Source organism: Bradyrhizobium sp. UFLA05-112 (assembly GCF_053572325.1).
The window spans coordinates 1-22,790 of record NZ_JBANBK010000095.1; the positions used below are offsets into that span (position 1 = coordinate 1).

Annotated in this window: 23 protein-coding genes; 7 read left to right on the plus strand and 16 right to left on the minus strand. The window is 63.7% G+C overall.

Going from position 1 to position 22,790, the window contains the following annotated elements:
- From SO180_RS35760 to SO180_RS35810, 11 genes are all read right to left on the minus strand, one after another.
- A partial coding sequence (locus tag SO180_RS35760) for a thiolase family protein (RefSeq protein ID WP_449383519.1) occupies nucleotides 1-582 on the minus strand: 582 nt, incomplete at its 3' end.
- A gap of 12 nt (nucleotides 583-594) precedes the next feature.
- Nucleotides 595-1,794, minus strand: a complete 1,200-nt coding sequence (locus SO180_RS35765) for a CaiB/BaiF CoA transferase family protein (RefSeq protein ID WP_449383520.1) — start codon at nucleotides 1,792-1,794, stop codon at nucleotides 595-597.
- A 130-nt stretch (nucleotides 1,795-1,924) separates the two neighbouring features.
- Nucleotides 1,925-2,125: a hypothetical protein gene (locus tag SO180_RS35770; protein WP_027523764.1), complete on the minus strand. Its 201-nt coding sequence runs from the start codon at nucleotides 2,123-2,125 to the stop codon at nucleotides 1,925-1,927.
- A gap of 120 nt (nucleotides 2,126-2,245) precedes the next feature.
- Nucleotides 2,246-3,415, minus strand: coding sequence for an acetyl-CoA acetyltransferase (locus tag SO180_RS35775; RefSeq protein WP_449383521.1), 1,170 nt, complete (start codon nucleotides 3,413-3,415; stop codon nucleotides 2,246-2,248).
- A 77-nt stretch (nucleotides 3,416-3,492) separates the two neighbouring features.
- Nucleotides 3,493-4,143, minus strand: coding sequence for a bifunctional 4-hydroxy-2-oxoglutarate aldolase/2-dehydro-3-deoxy-phosphogluconate aldolase (gene eda / locus SO180_RS35780; RefSeq protein ID WP_449383522.1), 651 nt, complete (start codon nucleotides 4,141-4,143; stop codon nucleotides 3,493-3,495).
- A gap of 13 nt (nucleotides 4,144-4,156) precedes the next feature.
- Nucleotides 4,157-5,134 (minus strand): sugar kinase, encoded by a 978-nt coding sequence (locus SO180_RS35785; protein WP_449383523.1) that lies wholly within the window; start codon nucleotides 5,132-5,134, stop codon nucleotides 4,157-4,159.
- 29 nt (nucleotides 5,135-5,163) lie between these two features.
- A complete protein-coding gene (gene denD / locus SO180_RS35790) occupies nucleotides 5,164-6,150 on the minus strand; it encodes a D-erythronate dehydrogenase (protein ID WP_449383524.1) in 987 nt (328 codons plus the stop codon).
- Between the two features lie 66 nt (nucleotides 6,151-6,216).
- Nucleotides 6,217-7,140, minus strand: coding sequence for a carbohydrate ABC transporter permease (locus SO180_RS35795; RefSeq protein ID WP_449383525.1), 924 nt, complete (start codon nucleotides 7,138-7,140; stop codon nucleotides 6,217-6,219).
- A complete protein-coding gene (locus SO180_RS35800; protein ID WP_449383526.1) occupies nucleotides 7,133-8,089 on the minus strand; it encodes a carbohydrate ABC transporter permease in 957 nt (318 codons plus the stop codon). Before SO180_RS35800 ends, SO180_RS35795 begins: the two co-directional genes overlap by 8 nt.
- Nucleotides 8,090-8,152: 63 nt before the next feature.
- Nucleotides 8,153-9,472 carry an ABC transporter substrate-binding protein gene (locus SO180_RS35805; protein WP_449383527.1) on the minus strand — a complete coding sequence of 440 codons (1,320 nt, stop codon included), beginning with the start codon at nucleotides 9,470-9,472 and terminating at the stop codon, nucleotides 8,153-8,155.
- Between the two features lie 44 nt (nucleotides 9,473-9,516).
- Nucleotides 9,517-10,584, minus strand: coding sequence for an ABC transporter ATP-binding protein (locus SO180_RS35810; protein ID WP_027523756.1), 1,068 nt, complete (start codon nucleotides 10,582-10,584; stop codon nucleotides 9,517-9,519).
- A 203-nt stretch (nucleotides 10,585-10,787) separates the two neighbouring features.
- Between SO180_RS35810 and gntR the strand changes: the two genes are divergently transcribed.
- The 7 genes from gntR (at nucleotide 10,788) to SO180_RS35845 (ending at nucleotide 17,158) form a co-directional block, all read left to right on the plus strand.
- A complete protein-coding gene (gene gntR, locus SO180_RS35815; protein WP_449383528.1) occupies nucleotides 10,788-11,864 on the plus strand; it encodes an HTH-type transcriptional regulator GntR in 1,077 nt (358 codons plus the stop codon).
- Nucleotides 11,865-12,011: 147 nt separating this feature from the next.
- Complete coding sequence (locus SO180_RS35820; RefSeq protein WP_449383529.1) at nucleotides 12,012-13,841, plus strand: IlvD/Edd family dehydratase; 1,830 nt, start codon at nucleotides 12,012-12,014, stop codon at nucleotides 13,839-13,841.
- A 157-nt stretch (nucleotides 13,842-13,998) separates the two neighbouring features.
- Nucleotides 13,999-14,730 (plus strand): SDR family oxidoreductase, encoded by a 732-nt coding sequence (locus SO180_RS35825; protein ID WP_449383530.1) that lies wholly within the window; start codon nucleotides 13,999-14,001, stop codon nucleotides 14,728-14,730.
- Nucleotides 14,731-14,763: 33 nt separating this feature from the next.
- Entirely contained in the window at nucleotides 14,764-15,510 is a 747-nt protein-coding gene (locus SO180_RS35830) for an SDR family NAD(P)-dependent oxidoreductase (protein WP_449383531.1), read from the plus strand.
- 7 nt (nucleotides 15,511-15,517) lie between these two features.
- Nucleotides 15,518-15,910 (plus strand): GFA family protein, encoded by a 393-nt coding sequence (locus tag SO180_RS35835; protein WP_449383532.1) that lies wholly within the window; start codon nucleotides 15,518-15,520, stop codon nucleotides 15,908-15,910.
- Nucleotides 15,911-15,991: 81 nt separating this feature from the next.
- On the plus strand, nucleotides 15,992-16,672 hold the full coding sequence (locus tag SO180_RS35840) for a site-2 protease family protein (protein WP_449383533.1): 681 nt from the start codon (nucleotides 15,992-15,994) through the stop codon (nucleotides 16,670-16,672).
- A 63-nt stretch (nucleotides 16,673-16,735) separates the two neighbouring features.
- The gene (locus SO180_RS35845; RefSeq protein ID WP_449383543.1) at nucleotides 16,736-17,158 is read left to right on the plus strand and encodes a hypothetical protein; all 423 of its coding nucleotides are present in this window, start codon (nucleotides 16,736-16,738) and stop codon (nucleotides 17,156-17,158) included.
- Here SO180_RS35845 and SO180_RS35850 read toward each other — a convergent pair.
- From SO180_RS35850 to SO180_RS35870, 5 genes are read right to left on the minus strand one after another with little or no spacing between them, the layout of a single operon-like run.
- Nucleotides 17,146-17,964, minus strand: coding sequence for a TonB family protein (locus SO180_RS35850; protein WP_449383534.1), 819 nt, complete (start codon nucleotides 17,962-17,964; stop codon nucleotides 17,146-17,148). The two genes, SO180_RS35845 and SO180_RS35850, sit on opposite strands and share 13 nt — an antisense overlap.
- 11 nt (nucleotides 17,965-17,975) lie before the next feature.
- On the minus strand, nucleotides 17,976-18,446 hold the full coding sequence (gene exbD, locus SO180_RS35855; protein WP_449383535.1) for a TonB system transport protein ExbD: 471 nt from the start codon (nucleotides 18,444-18,446) through the stop codon (nucleotides 17,976-17,978).
- 3 nt (nucleotides 18,447-18,449) lie between these two features.
- Nucleotides 18,450-19,382: a tonB-system energizer ExbB gene (gene exbB, locus SO180_RS35860; RefSeq protein WP_449383536.1), complete on the minus strand. Its 933-nt coding sequence runs from the start codon at nucleotides 19,380-19,382 to the stop codon at nucleotides 18,450-18,452.
- The gene (locus SO180_RS35865) at nucleotides 19,379-20,068 is read right to left on the minus strand and encodes a Fe2+-dependent dioxygenase (protein ID WP_449383537.1); all 690 of its coding nucleotides are present in this window, start codon (nucleotides 20,066-20,068) and stop codon (nucleotides 19,379-19,381) included. Before SO180_RS35865 ends, exbB begins: the two co-directional genes overlap by 4 nt.
- A gap of 19 nt (nucleotides 20,069-20,087) precedes the next feature.
- Nucleotides 20,088-22,637, minus strand: coding sequence for a TonB-dependent receptor (locus tag SO180_RS35870; protein WP_449383538.1), 2,550 nt, complete (start codon nucleotides 22,635-22,637; stop codon nucleotides 20,088-20,090).
- Nucleotides 22,638-22,790: the final 153 nt, after the last annotated feature.

Below are 22,790 nucleotides of genomic sequence, written 5' to 3' on the forward strand. Positions count from 1 at the left end.
GGGCTTGGATGCCATCACGTCGGCAACCGTGACCGGCTCATGGAATTGCGCGCCGGGATGGGTGCAGGCGTGCGCGCGCATCAGCACGGCGAACTCCGCAAGATCCTCCTCGGTCACACCGTACTCGTGCATATAACGGGACGCGACGAGGCCGTAATAGGCGGGGATGGTCGGGCCGAGCGGCACCTCGTAATCGGGATGACCGACCTGCGCCAAGGCCCGGATCGAGGCATCGCGGCTCTGTCCGGTCAGACGGTTCTCCCCGGCGACAACGAGCACATGCCGAACCACGCCGGCCTCGACCAGGTGATGGGCGAGCATGGTCATCGCGAGCCCGGTCGCGCCGCCGACCTGCACGGCGTGGGCGTAGCTCGGACGGATGCCGAAATGCTCGGCGAAGACGGTTGCCAGCATGATGTGCGGCGACACCGTCGAATAGCCGCAGAGGACGCCGTCGATCTCAGGTCGTACCAGCCCGGCATCGTCGAGTGCAAGCTGGGCCGCGCGGCTCATCAGGTCGAGCGAGGATGAGCCTTCGTGCTTGCCGTAAGGCGTAAGCCCGACGCCGGTGACGAAGCTCATGGCGCTCTCTCCCTACTCCGGCGGCGAGCGGGTCACGCCGTCGCGTATCAGGGCCGCGATCTCATCCGCGGAATAGCCGATCTCCCTCAAGATCTCAGCACCGTGCTCGTTGAGGCGCGGTGCGAACCGTGACGGTTCGGCGTCGGTGTCCGACCAGGTCGCGGTGACCTTCATGCTGCGGATGGGCCCCTCGGTCGGATGGGTGACCACCGGGAAGAAGCCGGTCGCCTCCAGATGCGGGTCATGCAGGATCGTTTGCAAATCGTGCATCGGCATGACCGGCACGTCGGCCTTGGTCAAAAGCTCGATCCATTCGGCGGTCGTGCGTGTCTCGAAGATGCGCGCGAGCTCGGCATAGACGAAATCGATATTCGCGGCGCGGCCGGCAAAGGTCGCAAACCTCTTGTCGGCGCGCAGATCGTCGCGGCCGGTCGCCTCGAAAAAATTCTGCCACTGCTTGTCGTTGTAGACGATCACGCTGAGGTAGCCGTCCGCGGTCTTGTAAGGCCTGCGGTCGCGCGACAGATGACGTGCGTAGCCACCCTTGTCGAGCGGCGGCTCGAACGTGAGTCCCCCCATGTGATCGCCCATGACGAAGCCGGCCATGGTCTCGAACATCGGGACGTCGACGCGCTGGCCGCGCCCGGTGCGGTCGCGGTGCACGAGGCTGGCGCAGATCGCGCCGACCGCGGTGAGGCCCACGATGCGATCGACCAGCGCGTTCGGCACGTAGCGCGGCACGCCGTCGCCGGTCTGTGCCATCAACGCGGGCAGCGCGGTGGCACCCTGGATCAGATCGTCATAAGCGGGCTTTGCGGCATAGGGCCCGTCCTGGCCGAAGCCGAACACGCCGGCATAGACGAGGCGCGGGTTGATCGCGGAGACCACGTCATAGCCGAGCTGAAGGCGCGCCATGGCCTGCGGACGGACGTTGTAGACGAGAACGTCGGCATCCTTGATGAGCCGCAGCACGGCGTCGCGGCCCGCGGGCTTCTTCAGGTCGAGGCAGATCGAGCGCTTGCTGCGATTGGTGTTGAGAAACACCGGGCCCATGCCGGCATGACGCATCGGGCCGATCAGGCGAGTGACGTCGCCTTCGAGCGACTCCACCTTGATGATGTCGGCACCGTAGTCACCGAGCATCTGGGTCGCATACGGCCCCATCAGCACGGTCGTCATGTCGATGACCTTGATGCCCTTTAGCGGCCCCATCGTTCACTCCCGATTGCGCGGGGGCCAAGATGTGGCCCGCGATTTCGGTCCAGCTAACGGCAGCGGCGGGACCCGAGCAAGTGCGGCCGGCGTATGGCCGCATGCGCCGCGTGCGAGCGCGGCGCGGCGCTTATTTCTTCTGGCGGGCTTCGCGGATCTTGAGCAGCCGGTCGAGCTCGTCGTTCTGCTGGTTGATGCGATCGGCGATACGCGCCTCGCTCTGCTCGCCGGATGCGGCGGCGGCCTGCTCGATGAGTTGCCTGATATTGCCCTCGAGGATCGCGATACGATCGTTGAGTTCGTCTAGTGATAGCGAGCTGTCATTGCTCATGATGCATTCCCCGGAAATCAATCAAGAGCAGGAGGGTGAGCGAAGCGAAACGTGGCTACCTTGACATAGCGCAAGGAAGGGTGGGTGCGGCGCATTCGCGCCTTTGCCCACCCTTGCGGGTTACTTCAACGGCTCCAGGACGGAAACGTAGTTGGCAACGGCAGCGCCGCCCATGTTGAAGATGCCGCCGAGCCTGGCGTTCTTGATCTGCATGCCCTCGGGCGCTTGCCCGGCAAGCTGCATCGCGGTCATCACATGCATGGAGACGCCGGTGGCGCCGATCGGGTGGCCCTTCGCCTTCAGCCCGCCGGACGGATTGACCGGCAGCTTGCCGTCCTTCAGCGTCCAGCCCTCCTTGATGGCGCGGGCGCCCTGCCCCTTCGGCGTCAGGCCCATTGCTTCATATTCGATCAGCTCGGCGACCGTGAAGCAGTCGTGGGTCTCGACGAAGGAGAGGTCGGCGAGCGACACGCGCGCCTTCTCCAGCGCGCGCTGCCAGGCAACAGTGCAGCCTTCGAACTGGAGAATGTCGCGCTTGCTCATCGGCAGGAAGTCCTGGGCGTGCGCGGTGGCGCGGAAGCCGATCGACTTGCCCATGCCCTTGGCGGTCTCGGCATCAGCCAGCACCAGCGCCGCGGCGCCGTCGGAGACCAGCGAGCAGTCGGTGCGCTTCAGCGGGCCGGCGACGCAAGGGTTCTTCTCGCTCTCGGCGCGGCAGAACTCGAAGCCAAAATCCTTGCGCATCTGGGCGAAGGGGTTGGCGACGCCGTTCTTGTGGTTCTTGGCCGCGATCAGCGCCAGCGCATCCGACTGGTCGCCGTACTTCTGGAAATACGAGCTGGCGATCTTGCCGAACACGCCGGCGAAGCCGCCGACGGTGTCGCCGTCTTCCGGCAGGTAAGAGGCTTTGAGCAGATTCTTGCCGATCTCCGGACCCGGCGTGCGCGTCATCTGCTCGACGCCGACGACCAGCACGATCCTGGCAGCACCGGCCGCGATCGCGCGCAGGCCCTGATGCACGGCGGCCGAACCGGTGGCGCAGGCGTTCTCGACGCGGGTCGCCGGCTTGAAGCGCAGGTGCGGATCAGCCTGGAGCACCAGCGAGGCGGTAAAATCCTGCGGCGAGAAGCCGGCGTTGAAATGACCGAGCACGATCTCATCGACGTCGCTAGCCGAGATGCCGGCATCCGCAATCGCCTCATTGGCGACGCGCGTGACGAGGCTTTCGACGGTCTCGGTGTCGAACTTACCGAACGGCGTATGTGCCCATCCGACGATGCTGGCGGTCATGGTCACTCTCCTCAGATCTTCTCTTGTCTTCCCTTGCCCGATTCTTAGCCCATCGGGCCCAAGAGTTCATCAAGACTTCACGCGGCTTTGAGGCCTTTGAGGGTTCGCTGGCAGATGGCAGTTATGCCGGCCCAGTTCCCGGCCCTGATCTCCGCCGCCGGGCATAGCCAGGAACCGCCGACCGCAAGCACGTTGGGCTCGGCGAGCCAGGTCGCCGCATTGGCCTCGCCAACGCCGCCGGTGGGGCAAAAGCGCGCATTGGGGAACGGACCGCCCAGCGCACGCAGGCCCTTGATGCCGCCGGCCTGCTCCGCGGGGAAGAATTTTGCGAGATCGAAGCCGAACGCCAGGGCCTGCATCAGCTCGGACGCGGTCGCTATTCCCGGCGCAAAGGGCAACGCGCTGTCGGCGGCAGCCTTCAAAAGATCGGGCGTGCCGCCCGGGCTGATGCCGAACTTGACGCCGAGTTTCTCGGCTCGCGCGAGGTCGGCCGGGTTGAGGATGGTGCCAATGCCGACGATCGCCTCCGGCACCTCCGATATCATCGCTTTCGCGGCCTCGATCGCCACGGAGGTGCGCAGCGTCACCTCCAGCGTCTTGACGCCACCCGCAACGAGAGCGCGCGCCAGGGGCACGGCATCCTCGACACGCTCGATGGTGAGGACGGGGATGACGGTCGCGGCCTTGAACAGCGCGGCGAGCTTTTCCTGTTTGGCAGTCGTGGTCATTGCGTTTCGATTTTCACTTTGTCGCTTGGCGTGAGGTCGTCGGCCGGGGCCGCTTCTTCGGCGGCATGGCATAGGCCGGAATGATGGCACCGGGATAGCAGATCACGAGGCTCGCGAGGCGATGGCCGGCCTGCGCGGCCTCGACCGGATCGGAACCTGCGAGCCTTGCGGCAATGTAAGCCGCAGCAAAGCTGTCGCCGGCCGCGGTGGTGTCGATCACCGGCTTGGTCAGCGGCTCGGCACGCACCTCGCTTGTGCCGCCCGGAAAGCGCAGCAGGCTGACGGGTTCGGCGAGACGGAACACCAGCTCGGGAGTGGGGATGCGCGCCATCAGCTCGGCATGGCTCTCGCCGGGATACAGCGCGAGCAGGTCCTCCGTCGAGGTGAGCACGATGTCGGCGGCCTCGAATGCGGCGGCAAACACCGCGCGGGCGACGTCGCGATCGGGCCAGGCGCGGGCGCGAAAATTGGTATCGAATACGAAGCGGGTGCCGAGCAGGCGCGCGCGCTTGATCGCCGCGAACAGACGCTCGCGCCCGGCCTGATCGTAGATCGAGAGCGTGATCGCGGAGAGATAGACGATGTCATAGCTCATCAGCGAGTTGAGGAGCTCGTCCGTCTCCGGCAGATCCATCAGCCGGCGCGCGGCCGCGCTGTCGCGCCAGTGAAAGAACTGCCGCTCGCCCTTGGCATCAAGCTGGATCATGTAGAGACCGGGCAGCTTGCCGGACAGACGCATGACGCGCCTGGTGCCGACGCCCTCGGCAGCCCAGGCCGTCACCATCTCGTCACTCAGCGCGTCATCGCCGAGCGCGGTGAGATAGTCGACCTTGACCTCGAGCCGCGCGAGATAGACGGCGGTGTTGAGGGTGTCGCCGCCGAAGCCGCGCGCGTAGAGTCCGCCGCCCTGCCCCTGGCCGCCGGACTGTCCGCCTCCCTGGGCCTGCCGGAGCTCGACCATGCATTCACCGATGCAAGCAACGCTCGCCATTACTCGACCCACACTGTTCACCGGTTGCGTCAGGCGACGAAATTGCCGCCGAGCTCGTCTTCGATGTGAATGCGGATGATATCATCGAAGCTCTTCTCGGCGGTCGTGAAGCCGAGCTCGCGCGAGCGACGCGCGTCGAAATTGCGCGGCCAGCCGCCGACGATGCCCACGATGAAGGGATCCGGCTCCCGCTTGATGCGCGCGGCGACCTTCTCGCCCGCGACCCGCTTCAAGGCCGCAATCTGCTCGCCGACGGTCGCCGACAGGCCGGGCATGGTGAGATTGCGGCGCGGGCCGACCGCAGCGAGGTCCATTGTGCCGGCATGGAGCAAGAAGCCGACCGCGGAGCGTGGCGTCGCGTGCCAGTGGCGGACGTCCTCGGAAACCGGCAGGATCGCTTCCTTGCCGGCCAGCGGCTCGCGCAGGATGTTGGAGAAGAAGCCGGATGCCGCTTTGTTGGGCAGGCCGGGGCGGATGCAGATGGTCGGCAGACGGATGCCGATGCCATCGAGGAAGCCGCGGCGGGAATAGTCGGCGAGCAGCAGCTCGCCGATCGCCTTCTGGGTGCCGTAGCTGAGCAGCGGCGTGTGGAAGAACTCGTCGCCGATCGCATCCGGGAACGGCGCGCCGAATACCGCGATCGAGGAGGTGAAGACCACCCGCGGCTTGTAGCCGCCGCCTGCGAGGCGGATGGCGTCGAGCAGCATCCGCGTGCCGTCGAGGTTGATGCGATAGCCCTTGTCGAAATCGAGTTCGGCCTCGCCGGAGACGATGGCGGCCAGATGGAAGATCACGTCGGGGCGCCCCGCGACCAGCTTCTCGGCGGCTCCGGGAACGGCAAAATCGCCGGACACCGTCTCGACAGCAAAGCCGGCCTTCTCGGGCTTCTTCGGCTCGACCACGTCATGCATGGTCAGCTTGGTGATGTCGCTTTTGCCGAGCCGGCCGTCGCGTAGCAGCCGTTCGCACAATTTGCGGCCGACCATGCCGGCGGCGCCGAGAACCAGAATGTGCAAGAGCCTACTCCTTCTTATTGATCTTCAACGCGCCCGTTCGGACGCGTTCCTACGGCGGGCCCGCAATCATTCCTTCACCGCGCCGGTCATCGCCGACACATAATGCTCCACGAAGAAGGCGTAAAGGATAACCAGCGGCAGCGACCCTGCGAGCGCCCCCGCCATCAACGACCCCCAGCGGTAGATGTCGCCGTCCACGAACTCGTTGACGATCGCGACCGGCACCGTCTTGTTGCTGGTCGATTGCAGGAAGGTCAGCGCGTAGATGAACTCGTTCCAGCACAGCGTGAAGCAGAAGATGAAGGCCGAGATCAGGCCGGGAATTGCCAGCGGCAGCACGATCTTGATCAGAATCTGCCAGCGGCTCGCCCCATCGATCAGCGCGCATTCCTCGAGCTCGAACGGGATGGTCTTGAAATAGCCCATCAACAGCCAGGTCGAGAACGGGATCAGGATGGTCGGATAGGTCAGGATCAACGCCAACGGCGAGTCGAACAGGCCGTACTGGAACACGACGGTGGCCAGTGGGATGAACAGGATCGACGGCGGCACCAGGTAGGCGAGGAAGATCAGGCCGCCGACGAGATTGGCGCCCTTGTAGCGCAAGCGCACGATGGCATAGGCCGCCAGCACCGATGCGATGATCGAGAGCACGGTGGCGCAGACCGCCACGTACATCGTGTTCCAGAGCCAGTGTGGGTAGTAGCTCTCGAACAGCAGCTTGTGGAAGTGCTTGAAGGTTGGATTCCAGGTCCAGAACGGGTTGTACTTGTCGAGATCGAGCAACTGCTCGTCCGGCTTCACCGAGGTCAGCGCCATCCAGTAGAACGGAAACAGCAGGACCACGACGATGATCGTGAGCGGCAGATACAGCGTCACGATCCGCCGCGGCACCGACTGGAGATAGCTCATGCCTTCGCTGTGATCGGCGCGCGCCGGCGTTGACAGCACCGTCTTGAGATCGACTTTCGATGCAGGAAGATCAGTCATTGCTCTCTCCCTGTTGCCACTTCCTACGCTGCAGGCCGAACCAGGAGATCATGATTGCGGCAAGCAAGAATGGAATCATCGCACTGGAGATCGCCGCGCCCTCGCCGAGCTGCCCAGCGATGATCGCGCGCTGATACGACAGCGTCGCCATCAGATGGGTGGCATTGACCGGGCCGCCGCGGGTCATCGCCCAGATCAACTGGAAGTCGGTGAAGGTGAACAGCACCGAGAAGGTCATCACGACCGCGATGATCGGCGTCAGCAGCGGATAGGTAATGTATCGGAAATTCTGCCAGCGCGTTGCGCCGTCCAGCGTTGCGGCTTCGTAGAGCGAGGGCGACACCGTCTGCAGGCCGGCGAGCAGCGTGATCGCCACGAACGGCACGCCGCGCCAGATGTTTGCAAAGATCACGCAGATCCGCGCCCAGGTCGTATCGCCGAGGAAATTGATGTTCTGGCTGATCAGCCCGAGATTCTTCAGCGACCACGAAATGATCGAGAACTGGGAATCGAAGATCCACCAGAACGCGAGCGCCGAGAGCACGGTCGGCACGATGAACGGGATCAGGACGAGTGCCCGCAGCATCGCCTTGAACGGCATATTCTCATTCAGGAGAAGCGCGAGATAGAGCCCGATCGCGAATTTGAAGGCGCTGGCCACGAACGTGTACAGCAGCGTGTTGGTCACCGACAGCCAGAAGATCGAGTCGTCCCACAGCCACTGATAATTCTCGATACCGATGAATTGCCCGACTCGGCCGATGCGGGTGTCGGTGAAGGACAGCCAGATGCCGAGCCCCAGCGGATAGGCCAGGAAGAAGATCAGGAAGGCCATGGCCGGCACCATGAACCAGAAGCCGAGCCAATTGCGATTGTGCTTGAGCAGGTCCCAGGCGCTGGCCTCGCGAAACTGAGGCTTGGCTTGGGAAGCAACTACGACATCAGCCATGCCCGATATCCCTGATCAGAGTGCGAAGAGCGGGCGGCCAGACAGCCGCCCGCGTCGAGATCATCAGCGATAGATGCGCTTCAATTGCCGTTCGGCTTCCGCAATCGCACCCTTTGCGTCCTTCGTGCCGGTGCAGTAGTTGGCAAACATGTCAACGACGATGAAGTCGGCGATTGCGGTTGCCGCCTTCTCGCCCACCGTACCGATGCCGGACGCCGGCAAGGTTCGCTTGGATGCCTGCGCGAACACGGCGTTCTTTGGATCGGCCGTCCAGACCGGCGCGTTTTCATACGCATTCAGAGTCTGCGTCAGGTAACCCTGCGCCCCATCCAGCCACTTCTCGTAGTTTTCCTTCTCCAGCATGAAGGCAATGAACGCCTTCGCCGCGTTCGGGTATTTGGTGAAGTTGAAGGCGAGGATCGGCAGAGCGAGCTGCAATTCGGTCGGCTTGCCGATGGGCCCGACGGGGTGCAGCGCGTGATAGGTGTCTTCGGCGAGTTCCTTCTTGGTGGGGTCGGTCTTGGCCGCGACATAGATCGAAATGCCGTTGAGGGTACAATAAAGCTCGCCGGCCAGGTACGCCTTGTTGTTGGAGGAGTCGTTCCAGGATGGGGTCCCGGGGATGAAGGTCTCGGAGAGCGCCTTGCAATACTCCAGTGCCTTCATGGTCTCGGGCGAATTGATGACGATCTTGTCGTTCTGGTCGACGGTGTAGGCGCCGTGTCCCCACAGCACCCAGTGCAACCAACCATTGGCGTCACCGCTGGCATGCCCGAGCGCGTAGCCCGCGGGCGTGTTGTTCGCCTTGAGCGCCTTGCACATCTCGAGGAAGCCGGGGAAGTCCTTCGGAAACTCCTTGAAGCCCGCCTTGTCGGTCGCCGACTTGCGGTAGGTCATGTACCCGCCGTTGGTCGCCACCGGAATGCCCAGCCAGTCGTCGCCAAGCTTGCAGGTCTTGGCCGCCGCATCCGTCCAGCCACCATACTTCTTGCCGAGGTAATCGGCGACGTCGTTCATCTTCAGCACTTTGGTCGGGAAGAGTTGGGGCAGCGTGTGGAGGCCCCAGGCTAGATCGAGACCCGAGCCGGTATTGGCCGCAACGGATGCCTTCGGCTGCACGTCCTCAAAGGACTCGCTGAACACGTTCATTTCGGTGCCGGTCGCCGCCTTGAACGCCGCGACCATCGCGTTGAATGCATCGTCTTCCGCCGGCACGAAGCGCTTCCAGCGCATCACGGTCAGCTTGGCGCCCGGCTCGGCCTTCCACGGCGAGTCCGCCGCCCAGGCTTTCGCGAATTCGAACAGTGCAGGTCCCGTCAGTGCGCCGGTTGCAGCCAGTGCCGTTCCGCCTTGAAGCAATGCCCGGCGGGTAAAGTCTTGCATGTCGTCCTCCCAATGAAACTTTTTTTAGTTTGTTGAAGTCTGTCTCACGCGTTCAGCCGTTTTCCTGTCCCCTCGTCGAACAGATGAACCAGCGACGGATCCGGCTTCAGCCGGACCTTGTCACCAGGATTGAACTGGTGCCGCTCGCGGAACACGGCGACAACCTGCTCGCCGCCGAGCTTTGCGAACACCTGCGTCTCCGAGCCCGTCGGCTCGACGACGACGATCTCGGCTTCCGCCCCGTCGTCGGCGATCGTGAAATGCTCGGGCCGCACGCCATAGACCGCGGGCTGTCCGTCGGACGCGGTCGGCGCGGTCTTGAGCGGCAACTTGACGCCGTTCGGTCCCTCGAAGGTCGCCACCCCGTTCGAGCGCACATGGCCCTTGAGGAAGTTCATCGCCGGCGAGCCGATGAAGCCCGCGACGAACTGATTTTCGGGCTTGTCGTAGAGCTCGAGCGGCGTACCCATCTGCTCGACGATGCCGTCATGCATGACGACGATCTTGTCGGCCATGGTCATGGCCTCGATCTGGTCGTGGGTGACGTAGACGGTCGTGGTCTTGAGCCGCTGGTGCAGCTCCTTGATCTCGGTGCGCATCGCGACGCGCAGCTTGGCATCGAGGTTCGACAAGGGCTCGTCGAACAGGAACACCTGCGGATCGCGCACGATGGCGCGGCCCATGGCGACGCGCTGGCGCTGGCCGCCGGAGAGCTGGCGGGGATAGCGATCGAGCAGCGGCGTGAGCGCGAGGATCTCGGCGGCGCGCTTGACGCGCTTGTTGATCTCGTCAGAGCCTGCGCTGCGCAGCTTGAGCGAGAAGCCCATGTTGTCGGCGACGGTCATGTGCGGATAGAGCGCGTAGTTCTGGAACACCATCGCAATGTCCCGCTCCTTGGGCTGGACATTGTTGACGACGCGCTCACCGATCGAGATCGTGCCTGAGGTGATGTTCTCGAGCCCTGCGAGCATGCGCAGCAGCGTCGACTTGCCGCAACCGGAGGGGCCAACCAGAACGACGAATTGACCGTCCTCGATCGGAATCGTCACGCCGTGCAGGACTTCAAAATTGCCGAACGATTTCCGCACGTCGCGGATGTGCACAGACGACATCTAGCTCCCTCCTCACTGGTCCGCAGCGCCCATCGAGCACCGCTACCGCCTTTTCTTCTGAGGCCCCACCCAACGAGGCCCCATTGTACAGGCAGCATTGTCCGCAGTTTGCGCCATTTTGGCAATTTGTCTTTGGTTAGTCGGAGCTGGTAGCGCTGTCAACGTTCCTTTGTTTGCAGGAAGGGCTGTGCTATGAGCAACAAATGGGACGAAAACGCACCAAATCGGGCAAGATCCGGCTGGCGGAGGTCGCCGAGCTCGCCGGAGTGAGCCCGATCACCGCGTCCCGCTTTTTCAGGAATCCGGAGGCGCTGTCGGTTGCCAAGCGGGCGCGAGTCGAGAGCGCCGCACGTGAGCTTGGCTATGTGCCCAATCTCGCGGCACGTGCACTGGCCTCGCAGCGCACGGAGGTGATTGCCGTTCTGATCCCCTCCCTCACCAACAACGTGTTCTCCGACGTGCTGCGCGGCATCTACGACGCGTCCGAAGGCAGCCGCTACTCGATCCAGCTCTCCAACACGCGCTACAGCATCCTTCAGGAGGAGAAGCTGCTCCGCCTGTTCCTGGCGCAGAAACCGGCCGGGCTGATCGTCACCGGCATCGACCAGACAGCCGAATCGCGTGCGATGCTGGAGGCGGCCGATTGCCCGATCGTGCAGATCATGGAGCTCGGGCCCGCCCCCGTCGACATGATGATCGGCTTTTCGCACTATGATGCGGCACGCGCGGCGGTCGCGCACCTGTTTGCGCAAGGTTGCCGCCGGGTCGGCTTCGTCGGGGCGCGGATGGATCCGCGGGTGCAGCGGCGGCTTGACGGCTATGTCTCGGCGACGAAGGACGCCGGGCTGTTCGACCAGCGCCTCGTCGTCACGACGGCGACGCCGACCTCGGTGACGCTGGGGGGAACGCTGTTTGCCGACCTGCTCGCGCGGGAGCCGAACATCGATGCGGTGTTCTGCGCCAATGACGACATCGCACTCGGCGTGCTCTTCGAATGCCGGCGCCGGGAGATCACTGTCCCTGATCAGATCGCCATCATCGGCTTCAACGACCTTGAATTCATGGCGAGCGCGGTCCCAACCCTCACCAGTGTGCGGACCAACCGCTACGAGATGGGCCGGGCTGCCGCAACGATGCTGATCGAAGCCATCGAAGGCCGCCGCCCGGAACAGCCGGTGCTCGATCTCGGTTTCAAGGTGATCGAGCGGCAAAGCTCGCTGGCGCAGCGCGCCGCCAGCCAGCCCGCACTTTCGGGAATGGTGGCGGGTCGAACAAAATGATAGCGTTACCAAGGACCCATGGCTAGTATCGCACTTGTGAGGAAACGACCGCCAGGCGAGCTGCGGAATGCAGCCTTGCGCTGTCGGGCATCGCACAAGCCGACACGACAGACCGACGCCTGTGCGTTCGCATTCTAGGAGATATCAATGACAAAAAAACCAACCAACGGGCATGCACCCGCAACCAATGGCAGCCGCCGGCGCCTTCGCTCCCAGGAATGGTTCGACAACCCGCATAATCCCGGCATGACCGCGCTCTATATGGAGCGCTATCTGAATTTCGGCCTCACCCGCGAGGAACTTCAGTCCGGCAAGCCGATCATCGGCATCGCCCAGACCGGCAACGACCTCTCCCCCTGCAACCGCCACCACATCGAGCTCGCGCACCGCGTCCGCGAAGGCATTCGCATGGCCGGCGGCATCGCGCTGGAGTTTCCGACCCATCCGATCCAGGAAACCGGCAAGCGGCCGACCGCGGCGCTCGACCGCAACCTCGCCTATCTCGGCCTCGTCGAGGTGCTGTATGGCTATCCCCTCGACGGCGTGGTTCTGACTACCGGCTGCGACAAGACGACGCCTGCCTGCATGATGGCGGCGGCGACCGTCAACCTGCCGGCGATCGTGCTGTCGGGCGGCCCGATGCTGAACGGCTGGCATGACGGCGAGCGCACCGGCTCGGGCACCATCGTCTGGAAGTCGCGCGAACGTCTTGCCGCCGGCGAGATCGACTACGAAGAGTTCATGGAGATCGTCGCCTCGTCCGCGCCCTCGGTCGGCCATTGCAACACCATGGGCACGGCCTCGACGATGAATTCGCTCGCTGAGGCACTCGGCTTCTCGCTGCCGGGCTGCGCGGCGATCCCGGCGCCCTATCGCGAGCGCGGCCAGATCGCCTACGAGACGGGCAAGCGCATCGTCGAGATGGTCTGGGAGGATCTGAAACCCTCCGACTTCCTGACCCGCAAGGCGTTCGAGAACTGCATCGTGGTGAATTCGGCGATCGGCGGCTCGACCAATGCGCCGATCCACATCAACGCACTCGCCCGCCACATCGGCGTCGAACTCTCGATCGACGACTGGCAGAAGTACGGCCACGACGTGCCGCTGCTGGTGAACCTGCAGCCGGCCGGCTTCTATCTCGGCGAAGAATTCCATCGCTCCGGCGGCGTGCCCACCGTGGTGCGCGAGCTGATGAAGCACAAGCGCATCCACGAGGACGCGCTCACCGTCAACGGCCGCGGCATCGGCGAGAACTGCGCCAATGCACCGAAGCCCGATCAGGACGTGATCTGGGCCTACGACAAGCCCATGGTGAAGGACGCCGGCTTCCTGGTGCTGCGCGGCAATCTTTTCGATTCCGCGATCATGAAGACCTCTGTGATCTCCAAGGAGTTCCGTGATCGCTACCTCAGCAACCCGAAGGACCTGAACGCGTTCGAGGGACGCGCCATCGTGTTCGAGGGACCGGAGGACTATCACGAGCGGATCGACGATCCCTCGCTCGACATCGACGAGCGCTGCGTGTTGTTCATCCGCGGCACCGGACCGATCGGCTATCCCGGCGGCGCGGAAGTCGTGAACATGCAGCCGCCGGCGGCGCTGATCAAACGCGGCATCCATTCCCTGCCCTGCATCGGCGATGGCCGGCAGTCCGGCACGTCGGGATCGCCCTCGATCCTCAACGCTTCGCCGGAAGCGGCCGCAGACGGCGGCCTCGCGATCCTGAGGACCGGCGACAAGGTGCGCATCGACCTCAACAAGGGGAGCGCCAACATCCTGATTTCGGATGAGGAAGTTAAGAAGCGCCATGCCGAGCTGAAGGCCAATGGCGGCTTCAAGCATCCGCCGAACCAGACGCCGTGGCAGGAGATCTATCGCAACACCGTCGGCCAGCAGTCGACCGGCGCCTGCATGGAGCTCGCCACGCGCTACCAGAACGTCGCCGGCACGTTCGGCGTGGCGCGGGATAACCACTAGCCTCCGTCATTGCGAGCGCAGCGAAGCAATCCAGAATCCTCAGGGCGGCAGACCGGATTGCTTCGTCGCTACAGTGCAAAATTGCTACGCAATCTTGTCACGAGCTCCCTCGCAATGACGAGCCGATAGACAAGTTGAAGGTGAGGAGAAAAACAAAATGGCAGACCGCCTCAAGGGGAAGCGCGCTGTTGTCACCGCCGCAGCGGCAGGCATCGGGCGCGCATGTGCAACAGCATTCGCGCGTGAAGGCGCAACCGTCATCGCCACCGACATCAATGAAGGCGGCATCGCCACCTTAAGCAAGGACGGCGTCGCCGAGACGGCAAAGCTCGACGTTCGCAACACCGCCGACGTCAACGCCTTCGCCAAGCGCATCGGCAAAATCGACATCCTGCTCAATGCGGCAGGTTTCGTGCATAACGGGACGATTTTGGACTGTTCGGAAGAGGACTGGGATTTCTCGTTCGACCTCAACGTCAAATCCATGCACCGGACGATCAAGGCGTTTCTGCCGGCGATGCTTGCGGGCGGCGGCGGCAGCATCGTCAACATCTCGTCTTGCGCGGCGCTGAGGCCGCCGGCCAATCGTTATGTCTACAGCGCGTCCAAGGCGGCGGTGTCGTTGCTGACGCGCGCGGTTGCGCTCGACTTCATCACGCAAGGAATCCGCTGCAACAGCATTTGCCCCGGCACCGTCGAGACGCCCTCGATGCTCGACCGCGCCGCCGCCGTTGGCCCACAGGGCAAGGAGATGTTCATCGCCCGCCAGAAGATGGGCCGGCTCGGCACCGCTGAGGAAATCGCGGCCATGGCAGTCTATCTTGGCAGCGACGAAAGCGCGTTCACCACCGGCGTCGACCTCGTCGTCGACGGCGGCTTCATGCTCTGATTGATCCTCGTCACGAGAGGAAGGAATTCTTGCATGAACAAGATCGACCTCAACGGCCGCTGCGCGATCGTCACGGGCGGAGCGCAGGGTTTTGGCCGCGCCATCACCGAGCGTTTCGTCGCATCCGGCGCCAAGGTCGCGATCTGGGATTTTGACGCGGCCCTGGCCGAGAAGACCGCCAAGGAAATCGGCGGCGACGTTCGCGTCTTCAAGGTCGACGTCGCCGACGCGGCCGCGGTCGACCAGGCCCGCGATGCGACCCTCGCCGCCTTCGGCAGGATCGACATCCTCGTCAACAATGCCGGCATCGCCGGCATCAACAAGACGGTCTGGGAGACCGATCTCGAGGAATGGCGCAAGGTGCTGCGCATCAACCTCGACGGCCCCTTCATCTGCTGCAAGGCGATCGTGCCGACGATGCTCAAGCAGAAATATGGGCGCATCGTGAACATCGCCTCGATCGCCGGCAAGGAGGGCAATCCGAACGCGGCGCACTACTCGGCCTCCAAGGCCGGCCTGATCGCGCTGACGAAGTCGCTCGGCAAGGAGCTTGCCGCGCACGACATCCTGGTGAACGCCGTGACGCCGGCGGCCGCGAAGACCGCCATCTTCGACCAGCTGACGCAGCAGCACATCGATTTCATGCTGTCGAAGATCCCGAAGGGCCGCTTCGTCCTGGTGGAGGAGCTCGCTGCGATGGTGGCCTGGCTTGCATCGGAAGACTGCGGGTTTTCGACCGGCGCGGTGTTCGATATCTCCGGCGGCCGCGCCACCTATTGAGGGCGTCATGATCAGGGAAGGCGGATGCCTCTGTGGTGCGGTGCGGTTCAAGGCGGAGGGCGATCCGCTCAACGTCCGCGTCTGCCATTGCCGCAACTGCCAAAAGGCCATGGGCTCGCCCTTCTTCGCCCGCGCGCTCTTTCCGCAGGCTGCGCTGACCGTCGAAGGCGAGACCGGCCGTTTTCCAATATCGGAGCGCATCGATCGCGTCTTCTGCAAGCAATGCGGCACGCGACTCTTCTCGTGGCGGCGTGACGGCTCGGCGGCGGGCGTTGCGCTGGCGACTTTCGACGACCGTAACGCCTTCGTGCCCACCGAGCACATCTGGGTACGGGAAAAGCTCAACTGGCTGACGTTCGGCGACGGCCTGCCGCAATATCCGACCACCATCCCGTCCTGATGGGGCCGAACGGCGCCCGTCTTCGCCGGGACGATGAATCGTGATAGTTCGGCCATATCGGGCACGAACCGGGGCAACCGCTTGAACGTCTCCCTCTACGACCTCTCCGTCTGGGTGCTGCCGCTGCTGATCGCCATCACCTTCCACGAGGCCGCGCACGGCTTCGTGGCGCACCGTCTCGGCGACGATACCGCCTGGCAGCTCGGCCGGGTCAGCTTCAACCCGCTCCGGCATATCGATCCGTTCGGCACCCTGATCCTGCCGGCGATGCTGCTGTTTGCGCATTCGCCGTTCCTGTTCGGCTATGCCAAGCCGGTGCCGGTGAACTTCCGCAAGCTCAACAACCCGAAGCTCGACATGGTCTGGGTGGCGCTGGCCGGCCCCGCGACCAACATCCTGCTGGCTCTGCTGGCGGCCCTGGCACTCCACGCCCTGCCTCTTGCGCCGGCAAGCTCGGCGCAATGGATATTCGACAACCTGAGGAATTCGCTTCTGATCAACGCGGTGCTGGCCGTCTTCAACATGATGCCGATACCGCCGCTCGACGGCGGGCGGGTCGCGGTCGGCCTGTTGCCTCGGCCCCTCGCCCTGCCGCTGGCCCGGCTCGAGCCGTTCGGGATGCTGATCCTGATCGCCATCCTGATCCTGCTCCCCCTTGCGGGTTCGCAGTTCGGTCTAAATCTTGATGTTATCTCGGCAATACTGCGAACGTTGACCGGATATGTGATTAAGGCCGTTCTCTTCCTGACCGGCAACGCGTAGTTGAACCAGGACGAACCCAGAGAACCCGAAGGGCCCGAGGCCAACTTGGTCAAAGCTGCCGACATGCTGATCGCGCGCCGAGCCGACACCCGCGCCCGCGCCGATTTCGCCACCTGGAAGATGATGGCCAAGCTCAACGGGTTGTCCGCGCTGCCTCCAGAGGCCCAGGAGTTCCTGGCGAGCTATAAGAAGCTCTTGGAGCAGACGAGCGAGGACGACGCCACCGAGGCGACCATCGCCTCGGTCTACAAGGCCTACTATGCCGAAATGGGCGGCGCCGGTACGCCGCCCGATGTTCGTCCCCGGGCCAGCGAGCCCGTGAAGGACAATGTTACCGCCTTCCGCCGCCCGTCGCCCAAGCCGAAGAAAGCCGGCACGTTCGGGGTGACCGCGTTCGGCGGAACCGAGAAGCGGCCGCTTCCGGTGGCGCTGATCTTCGCCTGCCTGGTCGTGGTCTACGTCGCGATCCGCTACTACTGGCGCTGAGCCGACTTCTTCTTCGTCTCTCGCGGCGGGAAGGTCACGTCGAGCGTCCGCTCGAACTTTTCATCCGTCAGTCCGGCCGGCGGTTGCGGCACGGGATCCGAGCGACGGATCATCGAGACCGCCGCCGCATCGAAGGCTGCGTCGCCAGAGGACTCCACCACGTCGACCGAAAGCACGTTGCCTTTGCGGTTGAGGACGAGAGTCACCTTGACCTTCTGCGACTTCGGCTCCTTGCCCTCAGGGTAGACCTGGTGCAGCTTGAAATGGGCACTGATCTTGCGGTTCCAGTCGGCAGTCAGCTTCAGGATGTCCTTCCCGATGCCGAGCACCGGTGCCATGGCCTTCTCAGCCTCGCGCGCAGCGTCATCGAGCTTCTGCCGCGCCGATGCGACCGACAGCGGCGATGCCTCGACAGCCGGGGTCTCGACGGCCGCGACCTTTTGACTCTCCTCGTCCGGCTTTTTCGCGTTGTTGTCGGCGACGACCCGGTCGGCATCGTCGACGTCCTGGTGCTGGTCCTTGGGAAGCTCCGTTTCCTTCACCTCAGCCTTTTGTTCGGGTATCGCCCGCTGTTCCTGCATGGCCTCGCTGTCAGGTCCGGGTGGAAGCTCGGACTCGGGAGCATCCGGCGAGGCCATTTCGACGGCGAATTCCGCACCGGCCACACCCAGACCGTCGTCTCCACCATCCGTCTGCAAATGCGCGAGCGCCAGCGCCGCGCCTCCCAGATGCAGCGCGAGCGCCGCCACTGCGGCCAAAACCCACAGCCGCCTGGATGGTCTCGGTTCGATCTCGAGATCGGACATGACAAGAGCCTCTAGGGCTTCGCAGGGTCTGCCGCGGAAGATGTCGGAGAAGCCGGGACACCTTCCAGCGTCACCAGCTTCACCTTGGAGTATCCACCCGAACGCAACAGCTCCATCACGCCCATCAGTTCGCCATATGGCACTGTGCGATCGGCGCGCAGGAAGACGTACTTGTCCTTGCTCATGTCCGACAAGCCGTCGAGCGAGGCGGCCAGGTTGGCACGCGTGACCGGGTTCTCCCCGATCGCAAGCGTCAAATCGGACCTGATGCTGACATAGGTCGGCTTGTCCGGCTTCTTCTGCGGTGTGGCGGTGGAGGTCGGCAAATCGACAGGCAGGTCAACCGTCGACAGCGGCGCGGCGACCATGAAGATGATCAGCAGCACCAGCATGACGTCGATGAATGGCGTGACGTTGATCTCATGCGTCTCGGAAAAGTCCGCATCATCGTCGAGATCGTTGTCTGCGATCGAAGCTCCCATCGCCTACTCCGCCGCTGCGCGCGAATGAACGCTGCCATGGCTACGGTCGAGGTCGCGCGAGAGCAGCCGCGCCGCCGCACCCGAGGCGCGGCTGACGAGCTCGAGATAGCCCTTCGTCATGCGCGCGAAATGATTGTAGATGATGACGGCGGGGATCGCCGCGACGAGGCCGATCGCAGTCGCAAGCAGCGCTTCGGCGATGCCCGGCGCGACGACTGCAAGGTTCGTCGTCTGCGACTTCGAGATGCCGATGAAGCTGTTCATGATGCCCCAGACGGTGCCGAACAGGCCGACGAAGGGCGACGTGGCGCCGATGGTCGCAAGCACGCCCATGCCGATCCGAATCCGTCGCGACTCCGCGCGGGCGATCTCGGCGAAGCTCGAGGCGGCGCGTTCCTTGATGCCGGCGTCGCTGGAGATTCCTGCTGACGCCCGCGCCTCGCGCAGCGCGGCCGCAAGGAATGACGGCAAGATGCCTTCCTTGGCACCGAGCGCGAACTGCGCCTCTGCCAGCGAGCGAGCGTCGGCGACCTTCTTCAGGGCCGAACGCAGCCTGCCCTGTGCCAGCGTCAGCTCGATCGATTTCGCGATGAAGATGGTCCAGGTGACGAGAGACGCGAAGGCAAGCCCGATCATCACCGCCTTCACGATGATGTCCGCCGACATGAACATCACCCAGGGCGACAGCTCCTTCATCACAGGCGCGGTCGATTTCAGCACACGGCCGGCATCGGCCGACGCCGCATCGGACGCGGCACCCGCGGGGGCAACCGTCGCCGCAGGCGCGGCTGCTGATGGCGCCGCCGGAGCGCCGACCGGCTGCGATGCGGCCGGCGGCGTTGCCGTCTGTTGCTGTGCCGAAACAGGCACTGCGAGCGCGATCACCGCGATCATCACGGTTGCGGCAAAGCTTGCTCGGAAGGGTGTCATCTTCATACTTCGGCCCAGTAGCGAATGAGGTTGTGATAGATACCCGTCAATTTGACCGTTTCGGGGTCGTCGCGCCCAAGCCGCTGCGCCAGCGCCTGAACGGCAGTATCGAGGTCAAAGATCAGGCTGCGGGCTCGATCATCCCGTACCATGCTCTGCAGCCAGAAAAAAGACGCCACCCGCGCGCCCCGCGTCACCGGCGTGACCAGATGCAGGCTGGTCGAGGGATACAGCACGCAGTCGCCGGCCGGCAACTTAACTTCGTGCGAACCGTAGGTGTCCTCGATCACGAGTTCGCCACCGTCGTATTCCTCCGGCTCGGAGAGGAACAGCGTGACCGACAGGTCGGTGCGGATGCGAAGGCCGGTCAGGCGATCGCCGCGGATCGCATTGTCGACGTGCAGACCAAAATGGTGTCCACTGCTCGCCGCATAGCGGTTGAACAGCGGCGGGAAGATCTGGAGCGGGATCGCAGCCGCCAGGAAGCGCGGGTTCGCCGTCAGCGCCGAGATGACGCGGTTGCCGAGCCTGCGTGCGACCTCGCTGTCCGGCGGCAATTGCTCGTTGCGCTTGACCATCGCCGACTGCGCACCCGCGGTGGAACGCCCGTCTTCCCAATCGCTGGCGTCCATGATGCGGCGGAAATCCGCCACATCATCCTTGCTCAGGACGCCTTCTATGCATGTCAGCATGGCACCTCGTGTCGTCTCCTCAGTAACGGGCCGATAGCACCAGATAGGCGGCGCGTCCTGGTGCCTCCAGCACGAACGGCGCAGCGCTCTGGTACAGCGCGTCGTAGTAGCGCTTGTCGAAGATGTTGTTGACGAACAGCTTGACCTGCCAGTTCTTGTTGATCTTGGCTTCCGCGAACGCGTCAAAACGCCAGTAGCTGGGGATCGATGTACCCTGGTTGGCCGCGAGGAACGTGCCACCATAGATCTTCGAGCGATAGACGGCCTGGCCACCCAGCTCCCAGATGTCGGTGAGCTGGTACTTGGTGAGCATGCTGAAGGACTGATGCGCGACGTTGGAGAGCGGCAAGCCGACGTTCGTCGTATACAGTGTCGTGTTGGCCGGCGGGATCAGCGACTTGGTTACCTCCGACTGCATCAATACAAGGCCGCCGAAAATGCTCCATTTGTCGGTGATCTTACCACCCACGCCAAGGTCGATGCCGCGGATGCGATAGGCTGCTCCGGCAGTGATGCAGGAGACGGTCCCGGTCGTACCGGCAGGATAGGGACAGGTTGCGGTCGCAGTAGCGGCGGTGACGTTGCGGGACTCGCGCGCATTCTCCTTCTCGGTCTGGAAAAGTGCAGCCGTCAGCAACAGGTGTCTATCGAACAGCTCCCACTTGGTACCGAGCTCGATGGCTTTGTTCTTTTCCGGACCGAAGATCTGAGGAACGCCCCCGTTGAGCACCGGCGCGAGGCCGCCGTACTGGACGCTCGTCCCGTCGAATTCCGCGCCCACCGGATTAGATGAGGTCGCGTAAGCTGCATAGACGCTTCCATTCGGCAATGGCTTCAGGGTAAGGCCGAGGTTGAAGTTCGGCATCCCGTAGTCCTGCTGTTGCTGACCGAAGACATTGGCGACGCCGTTGACTGTCCCGTAACCGTTCACCTTGATGTTGTAGTCGTCATAGCGGACGCCACCGTTGAGGATCAGCAAATCATTGTAGTTCGCCGAATCCAGCAGGTAGACCGACTTGGTGTCGATCTTGATGTTCGTTGGCAATCCTGAAAGACCTCCTGGTATTCCAAAGGGGAGGTTCGTGAACTGCGGATTGAAAACGCTCACGCCGGTCAACGACCCAGCCCCGGTGAATCCTCCAGGAAGGGCTTCGGAGCTCAGGCCAACATATTTGTCGATCGACGACGTCTCGTGATCATATTCGAAGCCAGCAAGGGCAGTGTGCCTGAAGCCGGCGCCGTCGTTGAACTTGTAGGTCGCCTCGGTCTGATTGGCGATCACGTCCGTGGCCTGGTAGCGGCTCTGCGGATTGGCGCTGAGGGTCGAGGCCGATAGCGGGGTTGCGATGACCGGCGCTTCAGGCAGCGTTCCGATGTAGTTCTGGGTGGAATGCGAATCCCGGAATTTGTTGGTGATCAACAGATCGGGCGTGACCTGCACTTCGGCATTGAGCGTCCCGATGTCCTGGCCAACCCGATAGAAGTCTCGATTGACGAAGCCATACCAGTTGTTGCGGTTCGAGCCGAAATCCGGAAAAGGGCCGCCGGCAGTGCTGGCCGTGCTCGGCCGGTAGTAGGGCACGCCGAAATCCGGGAGACCGGTCAGTTCGGTATGAATATAGCCGGCGGTGATTTTGACCGCATCCACCGGCTTCCAGGTCGTGGCAACAAACGCGCCATCGCGATTGTCCTTCACGTAGTCGCGGCCGGCGACGCCCGCATCCTGAAACAGGCCGCCTGCGCGAACCGCGAGGGTCGGGCTGATCACCTGGTTGACATCAAGCACCACACGCTTGGTCTGGTCGGTGCCAAACGTGGTGTCCATGTTGTAGAAGCTCTTCTCCGTCGTCGCCTGCTTGGTCACGATGTTGATCGCGCCGCCCGTGGTGCCGCGACCCGCGAAGGACGAGCCTGGGCCGCGCAGGATTTCGACCTGCTCCGTGAAGAAGTTTTCGCGCACGCTGACGCCGGAATCTCGCACGCCATCGATGAAGACGTCATTGCGAGCGTCGAAGCCGCGGATGAAGAAGCGATCGCCGAAGGCATTACCACCCTCGCCCGTCCCCAGCGTCACGCCAGCAGTGCTGAGGATGGCCTGCTTCAGCGTGGTGGCGTTCTTGTCCTCGAGCACTTCCTTACTAAGCACCGTTACTGATTTCGGCGTGTCGACCAGCTTCTCGGGGAATTTGCCCCCGGCCTGCACGTGATCGACCTTGTAGGGTGCGGCCGGATCCGCATACGGATTGCGGTCCGCCGCGGGAGCGGGTGTGTTAGCGACTGGTGCCTGCGCCGCCTGCTGACGCTGTGCCGCGCGCCGCAACGCGGTGCGCGCGCGGACCTGCTCCGGCGACGGTTTTGAGGCAGCGGGGCGAGGACGCTCGACGGGCGCATCGACGGTCACGGGCGGCAGGTTCGACTGCTGCGCCTGCGCGCCGCTCGAAACCGACGCGACCGCGATCAGGCTTGCGACCGCCGAGACGGTCTTGCCAGATGCGACTTCGAGATTGTCGTCGAATGATTTCCGTACCGCGTTCGAACGCAACGACCGCGGAGCCCTTGCCGTGCCCATCCTACGCCCCACTTTGTTTCTGCAGTGTGTCGCCTTGCGACAAGTGTGTCGCCTTGCGACAACGCGACGCAGCGTTGGTATCGAGCGGAGTAAAGTGGGTCAACGCGATCACGGCCGGGATATCTTTGAATCAATCCAGATCAAAACGATTCT